An 18,564-nucleotide genomic window follows, 5' to 3' on the forward strand; every position below is an offset into this window, starting at 1 on the left:
GAGTGTCAGGAGTGTCAGGAGTGTCGGGCGAGGAGGCCGCGGGCCGCCTCGCTGTGGTGGGCGATGAGCTGGGGCACGTCGAGGCCTGTGATCTGTCCTTCGAGCACGCGCCAGCGGCCGCCGACCATGACGCGATCGGCACGTTCCGCGCCGCAGAGCAGGAGCGCGGCGACCGGGTCGTGGCTGCCGGAGAAGCGCAGCTCGTCGAGGGTGAACATCGCCAGGTCGGCCTGCTTCCCGGGAGCGAGCACACCCACGTCGGAGCGCCCGAGAGCCCGCGCCGATCCCGCGGTCGCCCAGCCGAGCGCACGCTCGGGGGTCACTGCCGCGGCGCCGTAGCGCAGGCGCTGCAGGTAGAGCGCCTGCCGCACCTCCTGGATCATGTTCGACCCGTCGTTCGACGCCGAGCCGTCGACCCCGAGGCCGACGGGCGCGCCGGCCTGTTCGAGCTCGATGGCGCGGGCGATGCCGGAGGCGAGACGCATGTTGGAGGTCGCGCAGTGCGAGACCGCGGTGCCGGCAGCTCCCAGCCGCGCGATCTCGGCGTCGTCGAAGTGGATGCCGTGGGCGAGCCACGTGCGGTCCGACAGCCACCCGACGCTCTCGAGGTAGTCGACCGTGCGCAGGCCGAACATCTCGCGGCAGAAGTCCTCCTCGTCGAGCGTCTCGGCGAGGTGGGTGTGCAGCCGCACGTCGAGCTGTTCGGCGAGAGCGGCGGTGTCGCGCATCACGCCGGTCGTCACCGAGAACGGCGAGCACGGCGCGAGTGCGATCTGCACGAAGGCGCCGTCGCCGCGCTCGTGGTGCGCCGCGATGAGTCGCGCGCTGTCGGCGAGGATCGTGTCGGCATCCTGCACCGTGCTCTGGGGCGGCAGACCGCCGTCGTCCTCGCCGAGCGACATCGACCCGCGGGTCAGGGTCGCGCGCATGCCGAGTTTCTTCACGACGTCGACCTGCACGTCGATCGCGTCCTCGAGCCCGTTCGGGAACAGGTAGTGGTGATCGGCGGCGGTGGTGCAGCCGGAGAGCAGCAGCTCGGCGAGCGCCGCGGTCGTCGCGAGTTCGAGGTCGCGGGGCGTGAGCCCCGCCCACACCCCGTACAGACCCTTGAGCCACGGGAACAGCTCGGCGCTGACGACCGGCCGCCAGGCCCGGGTGAGGGTCTGGTAGAAGTGGTGGTGCGTGTTGATCAGACCGGGGATGACGACGTGCCGCGACGCGTCGAACACCTCGTCGACCGGGGTCGTCGGTGAGCCGCCCGCGGGGACGACCTCGCGGACGACGGAGCCTTCGATCACGATCCCGCCGGAGGCGTCGGCGTCGTCGCCGGTGAAGATGCCGAGCGGGTTCTTGATCCACGTGCGGGCGGTGGGTTGAGACATGAGCGAGACTCCATCCGTAGGGGTGGAATCGACGGTCGATCCACCGGGAGTCAGCTCAGTTCTGCCCTGTCTGCTGATCCAGGACCCGTCATCGGGATGTACTCAGGTCTATCAGCGTCGCCAAGGAAGGTCAACAAGTTTTTTCATCTGTCGAACTATCGATTCCATATAGTGGAAGGAAAGCGGGCGGCCACGAGGGATCGTGACCGCCCGTCTCCGAGGAGATCAGCTCACCGTGTGATCCACACCTCCCCCGCCGAGGCGTAGCCGTTCACGCCGGCGACCGACGTGAGCCGCACGTATCGCGCCTGGACCGTGGTGAATCCGACGTGCTTCGTCGCCAGGTTCACCGGCCAGGTGCCGGTCGCGACGTCGGTGAAGTTCACCCCGTCGGTGCTCGTCGCGATCTGGTACGAGGTCACCACGCCGTTCGTCCCACCCGAAGGATTGGTCACCTGGTCCTGACGAGGCAGATACGAGAAGCCGTTGACATTCCCCAGCTGCCCGAGATCGACGGTCAGCGTCGGGTTCGCCGCGGTCGTCGCCGTGTGCCAGATGGTCGAGGGGTTCCGGTCGAACGACCGGGTCGCCTCGAATCCCGCGTACTGGGTGCTCGCCGCCGCGGAGGAGATCGGTCGCGCCGATGCCCCCGTCGCGCCGGCCGCATCGACCGAGATCTCGGCCGCGGACGCGTATCCTCCGACACCCGACAGCACCACCAGCCGGACGAATCGTGCATCTCTCGTCGAGAAGACCACGTTCTTCACCGACCGGTCGTTCGGCCATGTCCCTTCCGCTGCCGTCGACCACTTCTCTCCCGGCTTGCGCGTCTCCACCCGGAAGCTCGTCACGATGCCGTTGCTGCTGGCATCCTGACGGGGCGTGTAGCTCAGGCGGTTGGTCGGCGTCGTCGCACCCAGGTCGAGTCCCAGGAACTGCGGGAAGGCGTTGGTGTCGCCTCCCGATGAGTGCCACATCGTCGCCGTGCTGCCGTCGATGCTCTTCTTCGCCGTGTAGTCCGCGGTGTGCTCGCTGCTCGCCTGCGCCATCGGAAGGGCCGCCGACCCCTTGATCTTGTACATGACGGAGCCGTGCGAAGGCACCGAGGCCGCGGTGTACGCGTTCGTGAACGAGCCCAGGTCCTGGTGGCTGTACAGATCACGGACGGATGCCGAGCCCGCGGCGATGCCGACGTCCGACCAGTTCACCGCGATGTTCGCTGCGGAGGCACCCTTGTTAACCACGAGGACGGCACGCGTGCCGTCAGCGGCCATCGGCTTGGACCAGACCTCGGTCGTGCCATTGGTGCTCACCAGCGAGGCCTGCGCGTACGCCGAGTCCTGGTTCACCGCGATCACCTCGGTGTTCGCGACGATGTTCTTCCGCGCCGGAGTGAGCTCACGCACGTCGGTGGCGAGCACCAGCGGAGCGGCGGCGATCGCCCACATGCCGAAGTACGACTGCTCTTCGGTGAGGGTCAGCCCGAAGCCCTCGCCGATCAGGAGGTAGTCCGGGTCGTTGTAGGCGCCGGGTCCGGCAGAGCCGGGGTGATTGTTGTCACGGAAGTTGTTCACCACCTGATCCCAGGTGATGTGCGACCGCGGCTCCTGCGGGTGGTCATTGTCGAAGGTGATGTCCGGGCCGCTTCGCCAGGTCGCCCCGGTCGCCGGTCCCCAGGTCCACGGCGACTCCGTGCCCCAGATGCAGACGTCGAGGGTCATCGCCCGGCCCGACGCGGTGATCGCGTCACGCCACGCCGCGTAGGACTGCGGGGTGGTCCGCCCGCTGACGTTTCCGCCGCAGTGGTCGACCTTGACGTGGTCGACTCCCCATGCAGCGAACTGCGCAGCATCCTGCGTCTCCTTGCCGCCGCTTCCCCAGACCACGTTGCCGCATCCGACCACGCCCGTGTCGGTGTAGATGCCGAACTTCAGGCCGCGCGCGTGGACATAGTCGACGACCTGCTTCATCGTGGTCAACGATGTTCCGTTGAAGAAGTCGGAGTTCACGATGATGTTGCCGTTCGCATCGCGACCGGGACTCTTGGTGTTCGTCCACCACCCGCCGTCGAGGCCGACGATGTTGTAGCCGACGTCGCGGAGTCCGGTGCTGACGAACGCGTCCGCCGTCTCGAGGATGTCCTTGGCCGTGAACGTGGTGTTCAGGTTGTACCAGGTGTTCCACCCCATCGGCGGGGCGAGCGAGGATCCTTCGGGCACGTGAGCGCTGGCCGGCTCGGCGGTGACCACGGTTCCGGTTGCCGTCAAGCCGGCAGCCACGGCGAGTGTCGCCAGCCCCATCGCCATCAGTCGACGAGATTTCTTGAACATGAGACTCCATCCTGTGCGTCGTTGCACACGTCAGATCGTCGTGTTCTTCCATGCTCATCACCGGCGACCGACCAGTCATCCGCAGAGCGGAGCGATCTGCTCCGACAGATGTCCGTCCCCTGTCCGCCGCGGCGAGAGCGGCTCGGGCTTCGGCTACGGCCGAAGGGTCCGCCGGAGGAAGCGCACCTGGTCGGCGAGACTGGCGCGCGAGATCGCGGCATCCGGTACGAGCTGATCGAAGACGTGATAGGCGCCCGCCCACAGTCGGAAATCGACGGAGACGCCCTGTTCCAAGAGCCGCGCGCCGAATCGGAGCGCCTCGTCGCGGAGCGGATCGAGCTCCGCCGTGACCAGGTATGTATCGGGTAGACCACGCAACCGCGGCCTTCGCGCGGGAGCCGCGTAGTCGTCCGCCTCCGCGCCGGCGAGGTACAGCCGCCACATCGCCTCGTTGTTGCGGTTGTCCCACACCGGGGTGGAATCGAAGAGCTCCATCGACGCCGTGGTCATGCGATCGTCGAGAACGGGGAAGAGCAGCAGCTGCGAGCGCGGGAGCACCTGCCCCTCGTCGAGGGCCAGCATGCTGACACCTGCGGCGAGCGCCCCGCCGGCGCTGACCCCCGCGACCGCGACCCTGCCCGGATCGATCTCGAGCTCCGGCGCGTTGTCGATCATCCAGTGCAGCACCGCGTAGCAGTCGCGCAGGCCGTGAGGGTACGCGTACTCCGGCGCGAGGCTGTAGCCGACCGACACGACCAGGCATCCTGCCTCGCCGGCGTAGCGCATGCATCGCGCGTGCTCGGAGAGGGTGTCCCCGGCGATGAACGCCCCGCCGTGCAGGAAGAGCATGGCCGAGCCCACGGATGCGGATGGCCGATAGAGGCGGAGCTCCACGTCATGACCATCGATCGACACCGAGATCACCTCCGTCGTGATGACGGCTCCGAACTCGGCCTCGGCCGACGAGGGCATGTCGACGGATGACGCCATCAGCCGGCGGGTCTGCGCGTAGTCGTTGACGTCGGGCCGCACCATCAATTCGGTGGCGGCGGCGAGCTCAGCATCCATGACAGTCTCCCTGCCCTGAGATCAGGCTTCGTCGGTCTCCGAACCGGCCACTCGAAGCAGTTGCAACGCCAGCCATGCGTCGTTGCGCTGTGCGGCATCGAACACGTCGATCCCGAGTTTCGCCCCCACGTTCTTCAGCCGATGCGCCAGGGAACTGTGATGCAACGAGAGCTCGGTCGCCGCAGCGCGGACGTTCGAATGCCGGCAGTAGGAGTCGAGCGCCAGGATCTCGCCCAATCCCGCCGCGGAACGCAGCAGGACGTCCATCTTCTGCACGAGTTCGGTGCCACGGGCGGCGGGAGGCTCGATCTCGGCGATCCGTCGCAGTGAACCGAGCGCGTCGTAGAAGAGCATCCGCGGCCCCAGCGTGCTCGAACAGAGCCGCAGAGTGCGCAGCGCGGCGAGATAGGACTCCCGCGGCGCGAGGGCGGAAGCGGTAGCACCGACAGCCACCAGGTCCGCGCCGTCCATCGGCGAACCCGGGAGCCGGTCGCCGTTGTGCACCATCACGACGTGCGCGTTGCCGATGAGGACCGGCGCCGTGCACCTGTTCTCCGGACCGAACCACTCGCGCCACGCCCGGGGCTCGCTCAACTCCGACCTCGAACCTCGGGCGACGACGACCCGCACTCGCCAGTCCGACCGGAACCCGAGGCGCCGAAGAGCCTCCTCCCGCAGCTCCGAGATCGACGGCAGCGCTTCGATGAGCAGCCGCAGAGGTTCGCCGTCGCCGAGTCTCGACGCTTCCGCCTGCCGGACGAGTATCGTTCCCGCTGCCAGCGCCATCCGTTCGAGGATCAGTTGCGCCATCTCCGCGTCGTTCGGTTTCGGAACGACCCACACCAGACCGGATTCGGCGTCGCTCCCGCTCAGCAGGCTCGAGACCGCTTCGTCGGGCGGGTCCTGAGGCCGCATCCGCCCCAGGCTGTTGAATCCGCAGCCACCGCCCGGGCCGTTGTATCCCGCCTCCGTGCCGATGAGCATCGCGGTCGAACGGACCAGTTCGTCGATGCCCGCTCGGAACTGCAGGAGCTTGTCGAAGTAGTTCACGACACGCAGCGCATCCGCGCTGCCGTCTCGCTCTTCGGAGAGGCTCCGCAGCAGACCTTCCATGGCTCACCGCCTTACTCTTCGTCACGGGCGCGCCACCGGTCGATCGCCAAGGCCAGCAGCAGCACCGTACCCGTGGCGATGCCCTGCCAGTATGAAGATACGTTCAAAATCACCAGACCGTTGCTCAATGTCGCCAAGAAGACGATGCCCAGCGCGGTGCGGGGAATGCTCCCCCGGCCACCGAACAGCGACGTGCCCCCGAGCACCACGGCGGCGAAGATGTCGAACTCGGCGCCCTGACCGTTGCTCGCCGCCCCTGACCCCAGCCGCCCCGCGAGCAGGACACCCGCTGCGGCGGAGAGAGCACCGGCGACGACGAACACCTGGATCGCGTGCAGGTTGACGCGCAGGCCGGCGACCCGCGACGCGCGACCCGACGACCCGATCGCGTAGGACCGCAGGCCCCACGTCGTCTTCCGCATGACGAACCATGCGACGACGTAGAGGATGGCGACCAGGATCACCGCGACGGGGATCGGTCCGATCGATCCCGTGCCCACCCACGACAGCAGGTCGAACCCTTCTGTCACGGGTGCGGCGATCGACTGTCCGCTCGTCCACACCTGCGCGGCACCGCGGACGATGAGCGCCACGGCGAGAGTCGAGATGAACCCGGGGATCCGGGTGATCTCGGTCAGCACGCCGTTCACGAGGCCCAGGACGGCGCCGAGCAGGATGGCGCCGGCGATCGCGATGAGCGGATGCAGCCCGGCTTGCGCGAGCGAGACGCAGACGATCCCCGACGCGGCGATGAGAGCGCCCTGGCTGATGTCGAGCCGGCCCGAGATCAGGATGATCGTCGCGCCGATCGCCGCGACGCCCAGCACCGCCGACTGTCGCAGCACGACGAACAGGTTGTCGATGGTGAAGAACGTGGCGGAGCTGACGGCGAAGACGATGATCATCGCGACGAGCGCGACGGGGAGAACCAGGGTGGTGATCAGCTCCGGGGTGACGGCGCGGCGAGGCCTGCGCGCCGAATCGACCTCGAGCACGTCGCCCCGGGTCATGATGCTCCCCCTGTTGCTGCGGACATGAGTTCTCCTTCGGTGGCGGTGACGGCGGACAGCTCGCGGACGATGGTGCCGCTGCGCACGACGATGATGCGATCGCACGCGGCACGGAGCTCGGCGATCTCGGAACTGATGAGGACGACGCCGAGACCGGCACGCGTGAGGTCCCAGACGGTGGCGATGAGGTCTGCCTTTGCGCGCACGTCGATCCCGTGCGTGGGCTCGTCGAGGACGAGCAGCGAGAGATCCTCGGCCAGCAGCCTGCCGACGAGCACCTTCTGCTGGTTCCCTCCCGAGAGGGAGCGGATGTCGAGGCTGTCGCTGGCCGCCTTGATGTTCAGCCGCTGCATCGTCTCGCGGACGAGCGCTGCGACCGCCCTGCGGTCGAACACTCCTCTGCGCGCGACGCCGCGCGGGGCGCGCACGACCATGTTCTCGCGCACGCTCAGATGGGGCAGGATGCCCTCCGACCGACGATCTTCCGAGAGGTAGGCGACTCCGTGGGTGAATCCTGCGGCGGCGGATCGCGGACGGTACGGCTCACCGTGGAGGCGCATCGTGCCCGCCTGCGGCAGGTCGATGCCGGCGATCACGCGGCCGATCGACGACTTGCCGGCCCCGACGAGGCCGAAGACGCCGAGCACTTCGCCTCGCCGCACGGCGATGTCGATCGCGGTTCGCCCCTTGATGACGAGCGCCGACGCTTCGAAGACCGGTTCGCCCAGCACCGCGACCCGATCGGACCTCGAGATGGCGGCAGATCCCGGCACCATCGCCTCGACGACCTGCGGGAGCTCGGCCGCCGTCGCGGCGAACTCTCCCGCCACCTGCCCGTCGCGCAGCACAACGATGCGGTCGCACAGCTGCACGACCTCGTCGAGTCGATGCGAGATGAACACGACGCCGACACCCTCGTCGCTCAGCGCACGCATCACCCGGAAGAGGCGGGCGGACTCGAACGGTGTCAGCGACGACGTCGGCTCGTCGAGGAGCAGCACGGACGCGGCGTTGCGCAGTGCCCGGGCGGCGGCCACGAGCTGACGGTCGCCGATGGACAGATCGCGGACCAGAGTGTCGACGTCGTTCTCCAGTCCCATGCGCTGCAGGAGCTCTCGCGCGGCCTCCCGCACCCGGCGTCGGTCGAGTCGAAGTCCCCGCTGGAACGGGCGCTCTTCCCCGAGGGCGAGATTCTCGGCGATCGTGAGGTCGGGGACGAGGTCGAGTTCCTGACGCACGACACCGATGCCGAGACGCTGCGCCTCGCGCGGGGTCGAGAGGCTGACGATGTCGCCGCCCACGCTCAGTTCGCCGCTGTCGGGCTGCAGCTGTCCGGTGAGGATGTTGATGAGGGTGGACTTGCCGGCGCCGTTGGCGCCGGCAAGTCCGAGGATGCTCCCGCGGTGGATCACCAGATCGACCCCGGAGAGCGCCGCGACACCGCCGAAGGACTTGTTCACGCCGCGCACCCTCAGCACCACGTCGGTGACGGCGGGCGATGAACTCATTCGACCGAATCCAGGATCTCCTGCGCGTTCTCCTTCGTGACCAGTTCCGCGGGGACGATCTGCTCACGCTCGACCTTCGCGCCGGACGCGAGCTCGAGGATCGCCTTCGCGATGATCTCGCCCTGCTTCACCGGGAACAGGCCCACGGTCGAGGCGACCTGACCGTCGATCACGTATTGCAGGACGCGCGCGTCTTCGCCACCCGTGACGACCCCGACGTCTTCGCCGGGCGTGCGGCCGGAGGCCTTGATCGCCGACACGGCGCCGAGCGCGCTGGCGTCGTTGAGGCCGATGATGAGGTCGAGATCGGGGTGCGCCTGGAGGATGGTCGAGGTCTGCGCGTTCCCGGTGTCCTCCTGATAGGCCTCGACCTCGCTGACGAGCTCCCAGTTGCCTTCGCCGAGCACGGCGTCGAGACCGGCGACAGCGCCCTCGTGGCGGGCGATCAACGGTTCACCTCCGGAATCCTGGTGCAGGATGGCGACCTTCGGCGTCTCGCCGTCGCGGTTCGCGGCCAACCAGTCGCCCGCGCTCTGGCCTTCGAGCTCGCCGAACGCGTGGTCATCGAGGTTGAAGGTGACATCGGCTTCCGGGATGTCGGTGGCGAGTCCGATCACCAGCACATCCTGATCGGTCAAGCGGCTGGCGACGGGGCTGATGGCCTTCGGGTCGGTCGGGCAGACGATGACGGCTTTCGCACCGGCCGACACGAGATTCTCGATCCCGGAGACCTGCTTGCCGGACTCGCCGTCAGGGTCGGAGGTGACGACTTCGATGCCGCACTTCTCGAGCACCGTGTTCAGTCCCTCCTCGACGAACGGGAAGTAGCCGCCGGAATTCGTGTACGGCGAATAGCCCACCCGTGTCAGCGAGACGCCGTCGCACTCCGCCGGCCGGTCGGCGGCAGGTGTGGAGCCGGCGCCTTGACAACCGGTCAGCGTGAGGAGCAGGGCGGCCGCCGCCGCGACGGCGATCGGTGAACGACGAAATCTCATGATGTCTCCTTCGACATGGGTGAGTCAGGTTTCGAGATCACCGGTCGAAGAAGGACCGTGCGGGCTCACGACAAATATGTCCGGGGCCGCGCACGGTGTCATCCGTGTTTCGCCGCACGTCCGTCCGACAGATGTCGGACGGACGCGACAGAGTCTCGCTAGGAGCTCTCGGCGCTGGTCAGCACAAGACCCGTTCCGTCGGCCGCGACGTCGACCAGGACGGTGTCTCCGTCGTGGACTCCGCCCGACAGCAGAGCGGTCGCGAGCTTGTTCTGCACCTCGGACTGGATGAGCCGGCGCAGCGGCCGGGCACCGAACATCGGGTCGTAGCCGCGCTCGGCGAGCCACGACCGCGCATCGGGCGTGACCGCGAGCGTGAGCCGACGATCATGCAGCCGCTTCTGCAGCTGATCGACCGAGAGCTCGACGATCTGCGCCAGGTCGTCTTCGGTGAGCGCCGCGAACATCACGATGTCGTCGAGGCGGTTCAGGAACTCGGGGCGGAACGCCTGGCGCACGAGCGCCATCACCTGCTCGCGCTTCTCGTCGGGCGGCAGCACGGGATCGATGAGGATGGGCGACCCGATGTTCGAGGTGAGGATCAGGATCACGTTCGTGAAGTCGACCGTGCGCCCCTGACCGTCGGTGAGGCGGCCGTCGTCGAGCACCTGCAGGAGCACGTCGAACACCTCGGGGTGCGCCTTCTCGACCTCGTCGAGCAGGATGACGCTGTACGGACGACGCCGCACGGCCTCGGTCAGCTGACCGCCCTGCTCGTAGCCGATGTATCCGGGAGGGGCGCCGACGAGCCGCGAGACCGAGTGCTTCTCGCCGTACTCCGACATGTCGATGCGCACCATGGCGTGCTCGTCGTCGAAGAGGAATTCCGCGAGGGCCTTCGCGAGCTCGGTCTTGCCGACACCGGTCGGCCCGAGGAAGAGGAACGAGCCGGTCGGGCGCCCGGGATCGCTGATGCCCGCGCGCGAGCGGCGCACGGCATCCGACACCGCCTTCACGGCATCCTTCTGTCCGATCAGGCGCCTGCCCAGTTCGGTCTCGAGGTGCAGGAGACGCTCCGACTCGCCCTGCAGCAGCTTGCCGACCGGGATGCCGGTCCACGCGGCGATCACCCCGGCGATGTCTTCATCGGTGACCTGCTCGTTGACCATGCGGCCCTCGGACGAGGTCGCTGCCTCGGCCTGCTCGGCCTCGGCGATGTCGCGCTCCAGCCGCTTGATGGTCTCGTACTCGAGCTTGGAGGCCCGCGTGTAGTCGGCCTCGCGCATCGCGAGATCGCGCTGCGTGACGGCGTCGTCGAGCTGCTTCTTCAGGTCGCCGACGCGGTTGAGGCCCTGACGCTCGCGCGCCCAGCGTTCCTCGAGCTCGGCGAGCTGCTTCTCGAGTCCGGAGAGCTGCTCCCGAAGGGTGCTCAGCCGCTCCTTGGACGCGGCATCCTTCTCTTTCTTGAGCGCGAGCTCCTCGAGCTTCATGCGATCGACCTGCCGCTTGAGCTGATCGATCTCGACCGGTGAGGAGTCGATCTCCATCTTCAGCCTCGACATGGCCTCGTCGATGAGGTCGATCGCCTTGTCGGGCAGCTGGCGCGCGGGCAGGTACCGGTTCGACAGCGCCGCCGCGGCCACCAGGGCGCTGTCGGCGATGGTCACTCCGTGGTGCGCCTCGTACCGGCCCTTGAGGCCGCGCAGGATCGCGATGGTGTCTTCGACCGTGGGCTCGCCGACGTAGACCTGCTGGAAACGGCGCTCGAGCGCGGCATCCTTCTCGATGAACTCGCGGTACTCGTTGAGCGTGGTCGCGCCGATCAGGCGCAGCTCGCCGCGAGCCAGCATGGGCTTGAGCATGTTGGATGCCGCGACCGAACCCTCGCCGCCGCCGGCGCCCATGAGCACGTGCAGCTCGTCGATGAACGTGATGACCTTGCCGTCGGACTCGGTGATCTCCTTGAGGACCTGCTTCAGCCGCTCCTCGAACTGCCCGCGGTACATGGCTCCGGCCACCAGCGCCGAGATGTCGAGCGTGATGAGCTCTTTGTCCTTCAGCGACTCGGCGACGTCGCCCGCGACGACGCGCTGGGCGAGGCCCTCGACGACCGCCGTCTTGCCGACGCCGGGCTCGCCGATCAGCACCGGGTTGTTCTTGGTGCGACGCGTGAGCACCTGGCTGACACGACGGATCTCGCTGTCGCGCCCGATGACGGGGTCGAGCTTGCCCTGGCGTGCGCGATCGGTGAGGTTGATCCCGAACTGCTCGAGGGCGGACTGCTGGTCTTGATTCTGCGAGCCGGTCTGCGGGGTGGCCACGTGTCCCTCCGAAAGTAAAGTTGAGTTATCTTGACTCAACTTTACTCCCGGCGAAGATCACACGTCAATCGGTCATGCCGCGACGCAGCAGCCGCCCGCGCGGCGTCTGGAAGTCGATCACCTCGCCGTGCAGCCAGGTCTTGCGCACCACCCCGGCCAGCGGCTTGCCGTGGTACGGCGTGAGCGGGTTCTTGTGGTGCAGCTTGGTCACGTCGACGACATAGGCGTCGTCGGCGGCGAAGATCGAGAAGTCGGCGTCGTAGCCGGGGGCGATGCGCCCCTTGCCGGTGAGGCCGGCGAACTGCGCAGGACGCTCGCTCATCCACGACACCACGGTCTCGAGCGTCAGGCCGCGCTGCCGGGCCTCGGTCCAGATCAGCGAGAGGCCGAGCTGCAGCGACGCGACACCGCCCCACGCCACCGCGAAATCGCCGTTCTCGAGATCCTTGAGATCGAGCGTCGAGGGCGAGTGATCCGAGACGATGAAGTCGATCGTGCCGTCTTCGAGCCCCTCCCAGAGCAGCTCCCGGTTGCCCGCCTCGCGGATGGGCGGGCAGCACTTGAACTGCGTCGCGCCGAGCGGGATCTCCTCCGCGGTGAGGGTGAGGTAGTGCGGGCAGGTCTCGACCGTGAGCTTCAGGCCGTCGTGCTTCGCGCTGCGGATCATCGCCAGAGCATCCGACGACGACAGGTGCAGGATGTGCGCGCGGGCGCCCGTCCAGCGCGCGCGCTCGATCACCTCGGCGATCGCGAGGTTCTCGGCGCCACGGGGACGCGACGCCAGGAATTTGCCGTAGTCGTCGCCCTCGGGCGACGGGGCCCGATCGATCGCCCGCGAGTCCTCGGCGTGCACGATCATGACGGAGTCGAAGGATGCGAGCTCGCGCATGTCCTTCTCCATCTCGTCGGCGTCGAGCGGCGGGAACTCGTCGACGCCGGAGTGCAGCAGGAAGCACTTGAACCCGAAGACCCCCGCGTCGTGGAGGGCGCGCAGGCTCTCGGTGTTGCCGGGAACCGCTCCGCCCCAGAAGCCCACGTCGACGTGCACCTGGTCACGCGCGACATCGCGCTTGATGTTGAGGGCATCGACGTCGATGGTCGGCGGGATGCTGTTCAGCGGCATGTCGACGATCGTCGTCACGCCACCGGCTGCCGCTGCCTTCGTCGCGGACGAGAAGCCCTCCCACTCCGTGCGGCCGGGCTCGTTGACATGCACGTGGGTGTCGACGAGTCCGGGGATGAGGGTCTCGTCGTCGGCGAGGTCGATGATCTCGTCACCTGCGAGGTTGTTGCCGAGCGGCTGCATCGCGACGATGACGCCCCCGCGCACTCCCACCTCGCGAGGGCTCACGCCCGCCGAGGTCAGCACCCGCTGACCTCGGATGACGAGGTCGTAGTGCTCGCCCGTCGGGTCGGACGATGCTCCGGCGTGCTGTTCGGTCTCCTGCGACATGTCGCCTTGCCCCTCTGCCGGCGATGCGCCGACGTTCACTGCTGTCTTCGATTGTCTTTCTTTTGGATCCGAACGTGTGCGCTCAGCGCGCCACGATCGGGAAACCGGTGATCTTCTTCCGCCGCGGCGGCGCGTAGGTGCGCACCTTCGAGGTCGTCAGGCCCAGGCGGACCAGGCTCTCGGCGACCGCGACGGCCGCCTGCACCCCGTCGACGACGGGGACTCCGCACAGCTCGACGACGCGGTCCTTCAGTTCGGCCATGCCGCCGCAGCCGAGCACGATGACCTCGGCCCTGTCCTGATCGACGGCGCGCTTGGCCTCGGCGGCGATGGCCTCGATCGCCCGCTCCGGGTCGGACTCGAGCTCGAGCACGCCGAGCCCCGACGAGCGCACGGAGGCGCAGCGATCGTGCAGACCCGCGAGGATCAGCCGGTCCTCGATGAGCGGCACCGTGCGGTCGAGCGTGGTGACCACCGAATAGGACCGCCCGAGGTACATGGCCGTGGAGGCTGCGGCATCCGTGATGTCGACGACCGGAACGGTCAGCAGCTCCTGCAGACCCTCCCGGCCGTGCTCGCCGTACCCCGCCTGGATGACGGCGTCGTACTCGCCCTCGTACCGCATCACCTTGTCCATGACCGCGATCGCGGCGAGATAGCTCTCGAAGTTGCCTTCGCAGGAGTCCGCGCCGAAGTCGGGTGTGAGGCCGATGATCTTGGTACCGGGCGATGCCACGGAACGGGCGGCCTCGGCGATGCCGTCGGTCATGGTCTGCGTCGTGTTGACGTTCGCGACGAGGATGCGCATGATCGTTCCCTCCGCTCAGTGGGCCGGGGTGACGGCGATGTCGCCGGCCGGCACGTCGTGGAATGCGCGGCGCCGGTCGGCGAGCACGGCGTAGACGATGGCTCCGAGGCCCGCGGCGAGGAACCAGGAGAACTGGCTCACCACCTGGAACGCGGGCACGAAGGTGAGCAGCAGCGCTATCGCGCCCGAGATGATCAGCGAGATGATCGCCCGCGGGTTGAATCCGCGGCGGTAGTAGTACTCGCCGGTGACGTGCTCGGAGTAGAGGTCGGGGATGTTGACCTGCTGCTTCCGGAGCAGCCAGTAGTCGACCATGATGATGCCGAACAGCGGACCGAGCAGCGCGCCGAGGCCGTTCAGGAAGATCCCGATGACGACCGGGGAGTTGTACAGGTTCCACGGCAGGATGACGAGTCCGATGACGGCCGAGAGCAGAGCCGCCTTGCGGAAGTTCAGGCGCTTCGGGAAGAGGTTCGTGAGCGCGTAGGTCGGTGCCACGAAGTTCGCCATCAGGTTCACCGCGATCGTCAGCACGATCAGGGCGAGCGATGCCAGCACCAGGAGCAGCGTGTTCGGGATGGCGGCGACCACGTCGGCAGGCGACGTGATGGCCTGGCCGTTGACGGTGAACGAGCCGCCCGCGAGGACGACGACGATGCAGCCGAAGAACAGCATGTTGATCGGGATGCCCCAGAAGTTGCCCTTGATGATCGCCTTCTTCGACTGCGCACCGCGGGTGAAGTCGCAGAAGTTCAGCACGAAGGTGCCGTAGATCGCGACCCAGGCGGATGCTCCTCCGAGCATGTGCAGCCACAGGTCGCCGCCGGTGAGCGGCTCGTCGTTCGACCAGGAGATCTGGAAGTCGGCCTGCACGAGCACCCACACGGCGAGGGCGACGAAGGTGGCGAGGATGACCGGGCCGGCGAAGGCCTCGTACTTGCGGATCATCTCCATGCCGTAGCTGACGATGATCGACTGCACCACCCAGAGGACGAGGAAGGTGATCCAGCCGAGCGCCGAGAGGCCGAGGAACGATCCCTCCTGCAGGGAGGTCGCCCCGGGGATCAGGGCGATCACGACGACCTGCAGCACCTGCGAGGCGAGGTAGGTCTGGATGCCGAACCAGGCGATCGCGACGCCGCCGCGGAGCAGGGCCGGGATCTGCGCACCGTGGATGCCGAAGCTGATGCGGCTCATCACCGGGAAGGGCACGCCGGTCTTCTCGCCCATGAAGCCGGAGAGGGTCAGCAGGAGGAAGAGGAAGAGGGCGCCGAAGGCGAGGGAGCCGAGGATCGCCCCGCCGCTCATGCCGAGCGAGAAGAGGCCGATCGCCCACACGTAGTTGCCGAGGCTGTGCACGTCGTTCGCCCAGAGAGCGAAGATGCTGTACGAGCTCCACTTCCGGCCTTCGCGGGTCGTCGGTGCGAGGTCGTTGTTGTACAGACGCGGGCTGATGCCGGCCTGCACGGCGAAGACGGCGGACGGTGCTTCGTCGAGGCCTTCGGAGCCGCGGCTCGGGATGTGGACGTACTCTTCGGTGGACATCGGTGCCTTTCCATGACGACATCGTCGATTGGTAGGTAATTCCGGAGGGTGGAAGTTTAATTTCAGATGTAGAGAGAGTTCATCACATCGGGAAGTCGCTGTCAATGGATCGCGACGAGCTCTGACGCGATCCGCTCGCCCACCGTCACCAGCAGCCGGCGGGCCTGCGCCATGCTCACGGCGGGGTCGGGTTCGAGCGCGCTCAGGGCGTGCACGCGCAGGAATCCCGCCGCGGAGATCTCCTGGTCATCGAGCGTCGATCGCCCGCACACAGCCACGACCGGCACCCCCGCGGCTCGCGCCGCGGCCGCGACGCCGAGCGGCGTCTTGCCGCCGAGGCTCTGATCGTCGAGGCTGCCCTCCCCCGTGATGACGAGGTCGGCAGCGGCGATGCGCACTCCCAGTCCGGTGAGGTCCTGGATGACCTCGACACCGGGAGCCCGGCGCGCGCCGAGCACGGCCAGCGCAGCGTAGCCCACTCCCCCGGCGGCGCCCGCTCCGGGGAGGTCCACCGACGGGCGCACCCTCACCTGCGCCTCGAGCAGTGAGGCGAAGCGGGAGAGGCCCGCCTCGAGGGCGGCGACATCGTCGGCGCTCGCCCCCTTCTGCGGTGCGAACACCGCAGCGGCCCCCCGGTCTCCCAGAAGAGGATTGTCGACGTCGCTGGCGAGCACGATCGTGGCGTCGGCGATGCGCGGGTCGAGGCCCGTCACATCGACGGAGATCAGGTCGGCGAGCGCCGCACCGCCGGGCGGCACGACCCCGTCGGCGGTGCGCAGCGAGACGCCCAGCGCCTGCAGCATCCCCGCTCCGGCGTCCGTGCTGGCGCTTCCTCCCACGCCCAGCACGATCGTCGTGCACCCGCGATCGAGGGCCGCGGCGATCAGCTCGCCGGTCCCTCGGCTCGTCGCGGTGAGCGGGGCCTTCACCCCGCCCGGCAGCAGATCGAGACCGCTCGCCGCGGCCATCTCGATGATCGCCTCGGCGCCGCGTGCGGCGAACCGGGCCGACACGATCCCCCCTGTCGGCCCGGTCACCCGGGCGTCGACCGCATCGAAACCGCTCGCGAGAGCGGCCTCGACCGTGCCCTCCCCGCCATCGGCGACGGGGACCGCCTCGATCTCGGCATCCGGGATCACTCCGCGGATGCCGAGAGCGAGCGCTTCCGCCACCTCGGCCCCGGTCGCCGAGCCCTTGAACTTGTCCGAGGCGATGAGGATGCGCATGCGACGGGTCAGTCGAGCAGTGCGTAGACGGCCTCGGGAGCGTCGGCGGGCGACGTCGCGAGGTCTTCGAACTCGTTCATCGTGTCGAGGTCGGCGCCCATCGCGATGTTCGTGACCCGCTCGAGGATCACCTCGACGACGACCGGCACCTGGTACTCGGCCTTCAGACGCTCCGCCTCGGCGAAGCCGGCGGCGAGATCTTCCGGACGCTCCACGCGGACCGCCTTGCACCCGAGTCCTTCGGCCACCTTCACGTGATCGACGCCGTAGCCGACGGCCACGCTCGACGAGTCCTGCGGAGTGTTGATGTTGTCGAACGCGAGAGACACCTCGTAGTCCATCTCGAACGGGCGCTGCGACTGGCGGATGAGCCCGAGGTAGCTGTTGTTCACGACGACGTGGATGTACGGCAGCTTGTGCTGCGCGCCGACCGCGAGCTCCTCGATCATGAACTGGAAGTCGTAGTCGCCGCTCAGCGCCACGACCGGCTGATCCGGCTTGCCGCGCACGACGCCGAGGGCGGCGGGCAGCGTCCAGCCGAGGGGTCCGGCCTGGCCGGCGTTGATCCACTGGCGCGGGCCGTAGACGTGCAGCAGCTGCGCACCGGCGATCTGCGACAGGCCGATGGTGGTGACGTAGGTGGTGTCGTGGCCGAAGGCCGACAGCATCTCCTGGTAGACGCGGTGCGGCTTCATCGGCACGTTGTCGAAGTTCGTCTTGCGCTGCAGCTTCGCCTTGCGGCCTCGGCAGTCCTCTGCCCAGCCCAGGTAGTCGGGCAGGGCCTCGACGCGATCGCGGGCCGCGTCGAGCAGGGCGTCGATGAAAGCGCCGGCGTCGGAGACCACACCGTAATCGGGCGCGAACACGCGACCGATCTGGGTGGGCTCGATGTCGACGTGCACGAAGGTGCGGCCCTTGCGGTACGTGTCGAGGCCGCCGGTGTGGCGGTTCGCCCAGCGGTTGCCGATGCCGAGCACGAAGTCCGATTCGAGGAAGCTCGCGTTGCCGTAGCGCTGCGAGGTCTGGATGCCGACGAGACCCGCGGCGAGCGGGTGGTCGTCGGCGATCGCGCCCCAGCCCATGAGGGTCGGGACCACGGGCACACCCAGCGTCTCGGCCAGCTCGACGAGCTTCTCGGAGGCGCCCGAGTTGACGATGCCGCCACCGGCGACGATCAGCGGGTGCGCGGATGCCGTCAGCATGTCGAGCACCTTCTCGGCCTGCGCGCGGGTGGCCGTCGGCTTCGCGACGGGCAGCGGCTCGTAGGTGTCGATGTCGAACTCGATCTCGCCCATCTGCACGTCGAAGGGCAGATCGATCAGCACCGGGCCGGGGCGGCCGGAGCGCATGATCTGGAACGCCACCTGGAAGGCGCCGGGAACCTGGGCGGCCTCCAGCACGGTCTTGGCGAACTTCGTCACCGGCTTCGCGATGGACGCGATGTCGACGGCCTGGAAGTCCTCCTTGTCGAGCTTCGCCACCGGCGCCTGCCCGGTGATGCACAGCATCGGGATCGAGTCGGCGATCGCCGCGTAGAGCCCGGTGATCATGTCGGTGCCGGCGGGGCCGGACGTGCCGACGCAGATGCCGATGCGGCCGTCGCCGGTGCGACTGTAGCCGTCGGCCATGTGCGAGGCGCCCTCGACGTGGCGAGCGAGGGTGTGCCGGATGCCGCCGTGGGAGCGCATCGCGGCGTAGAACGGGTTGATCGCGGCACCCGGGAGGCCGAACGCCTCGGTGGCGCCCTCCTTCACCAGGATCTGGACGATCGCGTCGACGGCACGCATTCGAGTCATGAGAGTGTC

The 18,564-nt window shown here is 68.2% G+C and carries 13 protein-coding genes; all 13 read right to left on the reverse strand.

The window, feature by feature from the left end; genetic code table 11:
• Window positions 1-14: 14 nt before the first annotated feature.
• Window positions 15-1,382: an 8-oxoguanine deaminase gene (locus LC452_RS04090; protein ID WP_223622749.1), complete on the reverse strand. Its 1,368-nt coding sequence runs from the start codon at window positions 1,380-1,382 to the stop codon at window positions 15-17.
• Window positions 1,383-1,612: 230 nt separating this feature from the next.
• Complete coding sequence (locus LC452_RS04095) at window positions 1,613-3,712, reverse strand: discoidin domain-containing protein (RefSeq protein ID WP_223622750.1); 2,100 nt, start codon at window positions 3,710-3,712, stop codon at window positions 1,613-1,615.
• A gap of 153 nt (window positions 3,713-3,865) precedes the next feature.
• Complete coding sequence (locus LC452_RS04100; RefSeq protein ID WP_223622751.1) at window positions 3,866-4,780, reverse strand: alpha/beta hydrolase; 915 nt, start codon at window positions 4,778-4,780, stop codon at window positions 3,866-3,868.
• Between the two features lie 21 nt (window positions 4,781-4,801).
• The gene (locus LC452_RS04105) at window positions 4,802-5,893 is read right to left on the reverse strand and encodes a helix-turn-helix domain-containing protein (protein WP_223622752.1); all 1,092 of its coding nucleotides are present in this window, start codon (window positions 5,891-5,893) and stop codon (window positions 4,802-4,804) included.
• Window positions 5,894-5,904: 11 nt separating this feature from the next.
• On the reverse strand, window positions 5,905-6,903 hold the full coding sequence (locus LC452_RS04110; protein ID WP_223622753.1) for an ABC transporter permease: 999 nt from the start codon (window positions 6,901-6,903) through the stop codon (window positions 5,905-5,907).
• The gene (locus LC452_RS04115) at window positions 6,900-8,411 is read right to left on the reverse strand and encodes a sugar ABC transporter ATP-binding protein (protein WP_223622754.1); all 1,512 of its coding nucleotides are present in this window, start codon (window positions 8,409-8,411) and stop codon (window positions 6,900-6,902) included. Before LC452_RS04115 ends, LC452_RS04110 begins: the two co-directional genes overlap by 4 nt.
• Complete coding sequence (locus tag LC452_RS04120; RefSeq protein ID WP_223622755.1) at window positions 8,408-9,406, reverse strand: sugar ABC transporter substrate-binding protein; 999 nt, start codon at window positions 9,404-9,406, stop codon at window positions 8,408-8,410. Before LC452_RS04120 ends, LC452_RS04115 begins: the two co-directional genes overlap by 4 nt.
• A 158-nt stretch (window positions 9,407-9,564) precedes the next feature.
• The gene (locus LC452_RS04125) at window positions 9,565-11,727 is read right to left on the reverse strand and encodes an ATP-dependent Clp protease ATP-binding subunit (protein ID WP_223622756.1); all 2,163 of its coding nucleotides are present in this window, start codon (window positions 11,725-11,727) and stop codon (window positions 9,565-9,567) included.
• Window positions 11,728-11,791: 64 nt separating this feature from the next.
• Window positions 11,792-13,180: an allantoinase AllB gene (allB, locus tag LC452_RS04130; RefSeq protein ID WP_223622757.1), complete on the reverse strand. Its 1,389-nt coding sequence runs from the start codon at window positions 13,178-13,180 to the stop codon at window positions 11,792-11,794.
• 82 nt (window positions 13,181-13,262) lie between these two features.
• A complete protein-coding gene (locus LC452_RS04135; RefSeq protein ID WP_223622758.1) occupies window positions 13,263-13,988 on the reverse strand; it encodes an aspartate/glutamate racemase family protein in 726 nt (241 codons plus the stop codon).
• Between the two features lie 15 nt (window positions 13,989-14,003).
• Entirely contained in the window at window positions 14,004-15,533 is a 1,530-nt protein-coding gene (locus LC452_RS04140) for an NCS1 family nucleobase:cation symporter-1 (RefSeq protein WP_223622759.1), read from the reverse strand.
• A gap of 101 nt (window positions 15,534-15,634) precedes the next feature.
• Window positions 15,635-16,759, reverse strand: coding sequence for a glycerate kinase (locus LC452_RS04145; protein WP_223622760.1), 1,125 nt, complete (start codon window positions 16,757-16,759; stop codon window positions 15,635-15,637).
• Between the two features lie 8 nt (window positions 16,760-16,767).
• Window positions 16,768-18,555, reverse strand: coding sequence for a glyoxylate carboligase (gene gcl / locus LC452_RS04150; protein ID WP_223622761.1), 1,788 nt, complete (start codon window positions 18,553-18,555; stop codon window positions 16,768-16,770).
• Window positions 18,556-18,564 lie beyond the last annotated feature (9 nt).

The organism is Microbacterium sp. EST19A (assembly GCF_019969685.1).
Lineage (GTDB): Bacteria > Actinomycetota > Actinomycetes > Actinomycetales > Microbacteriaceae > Microbacterium.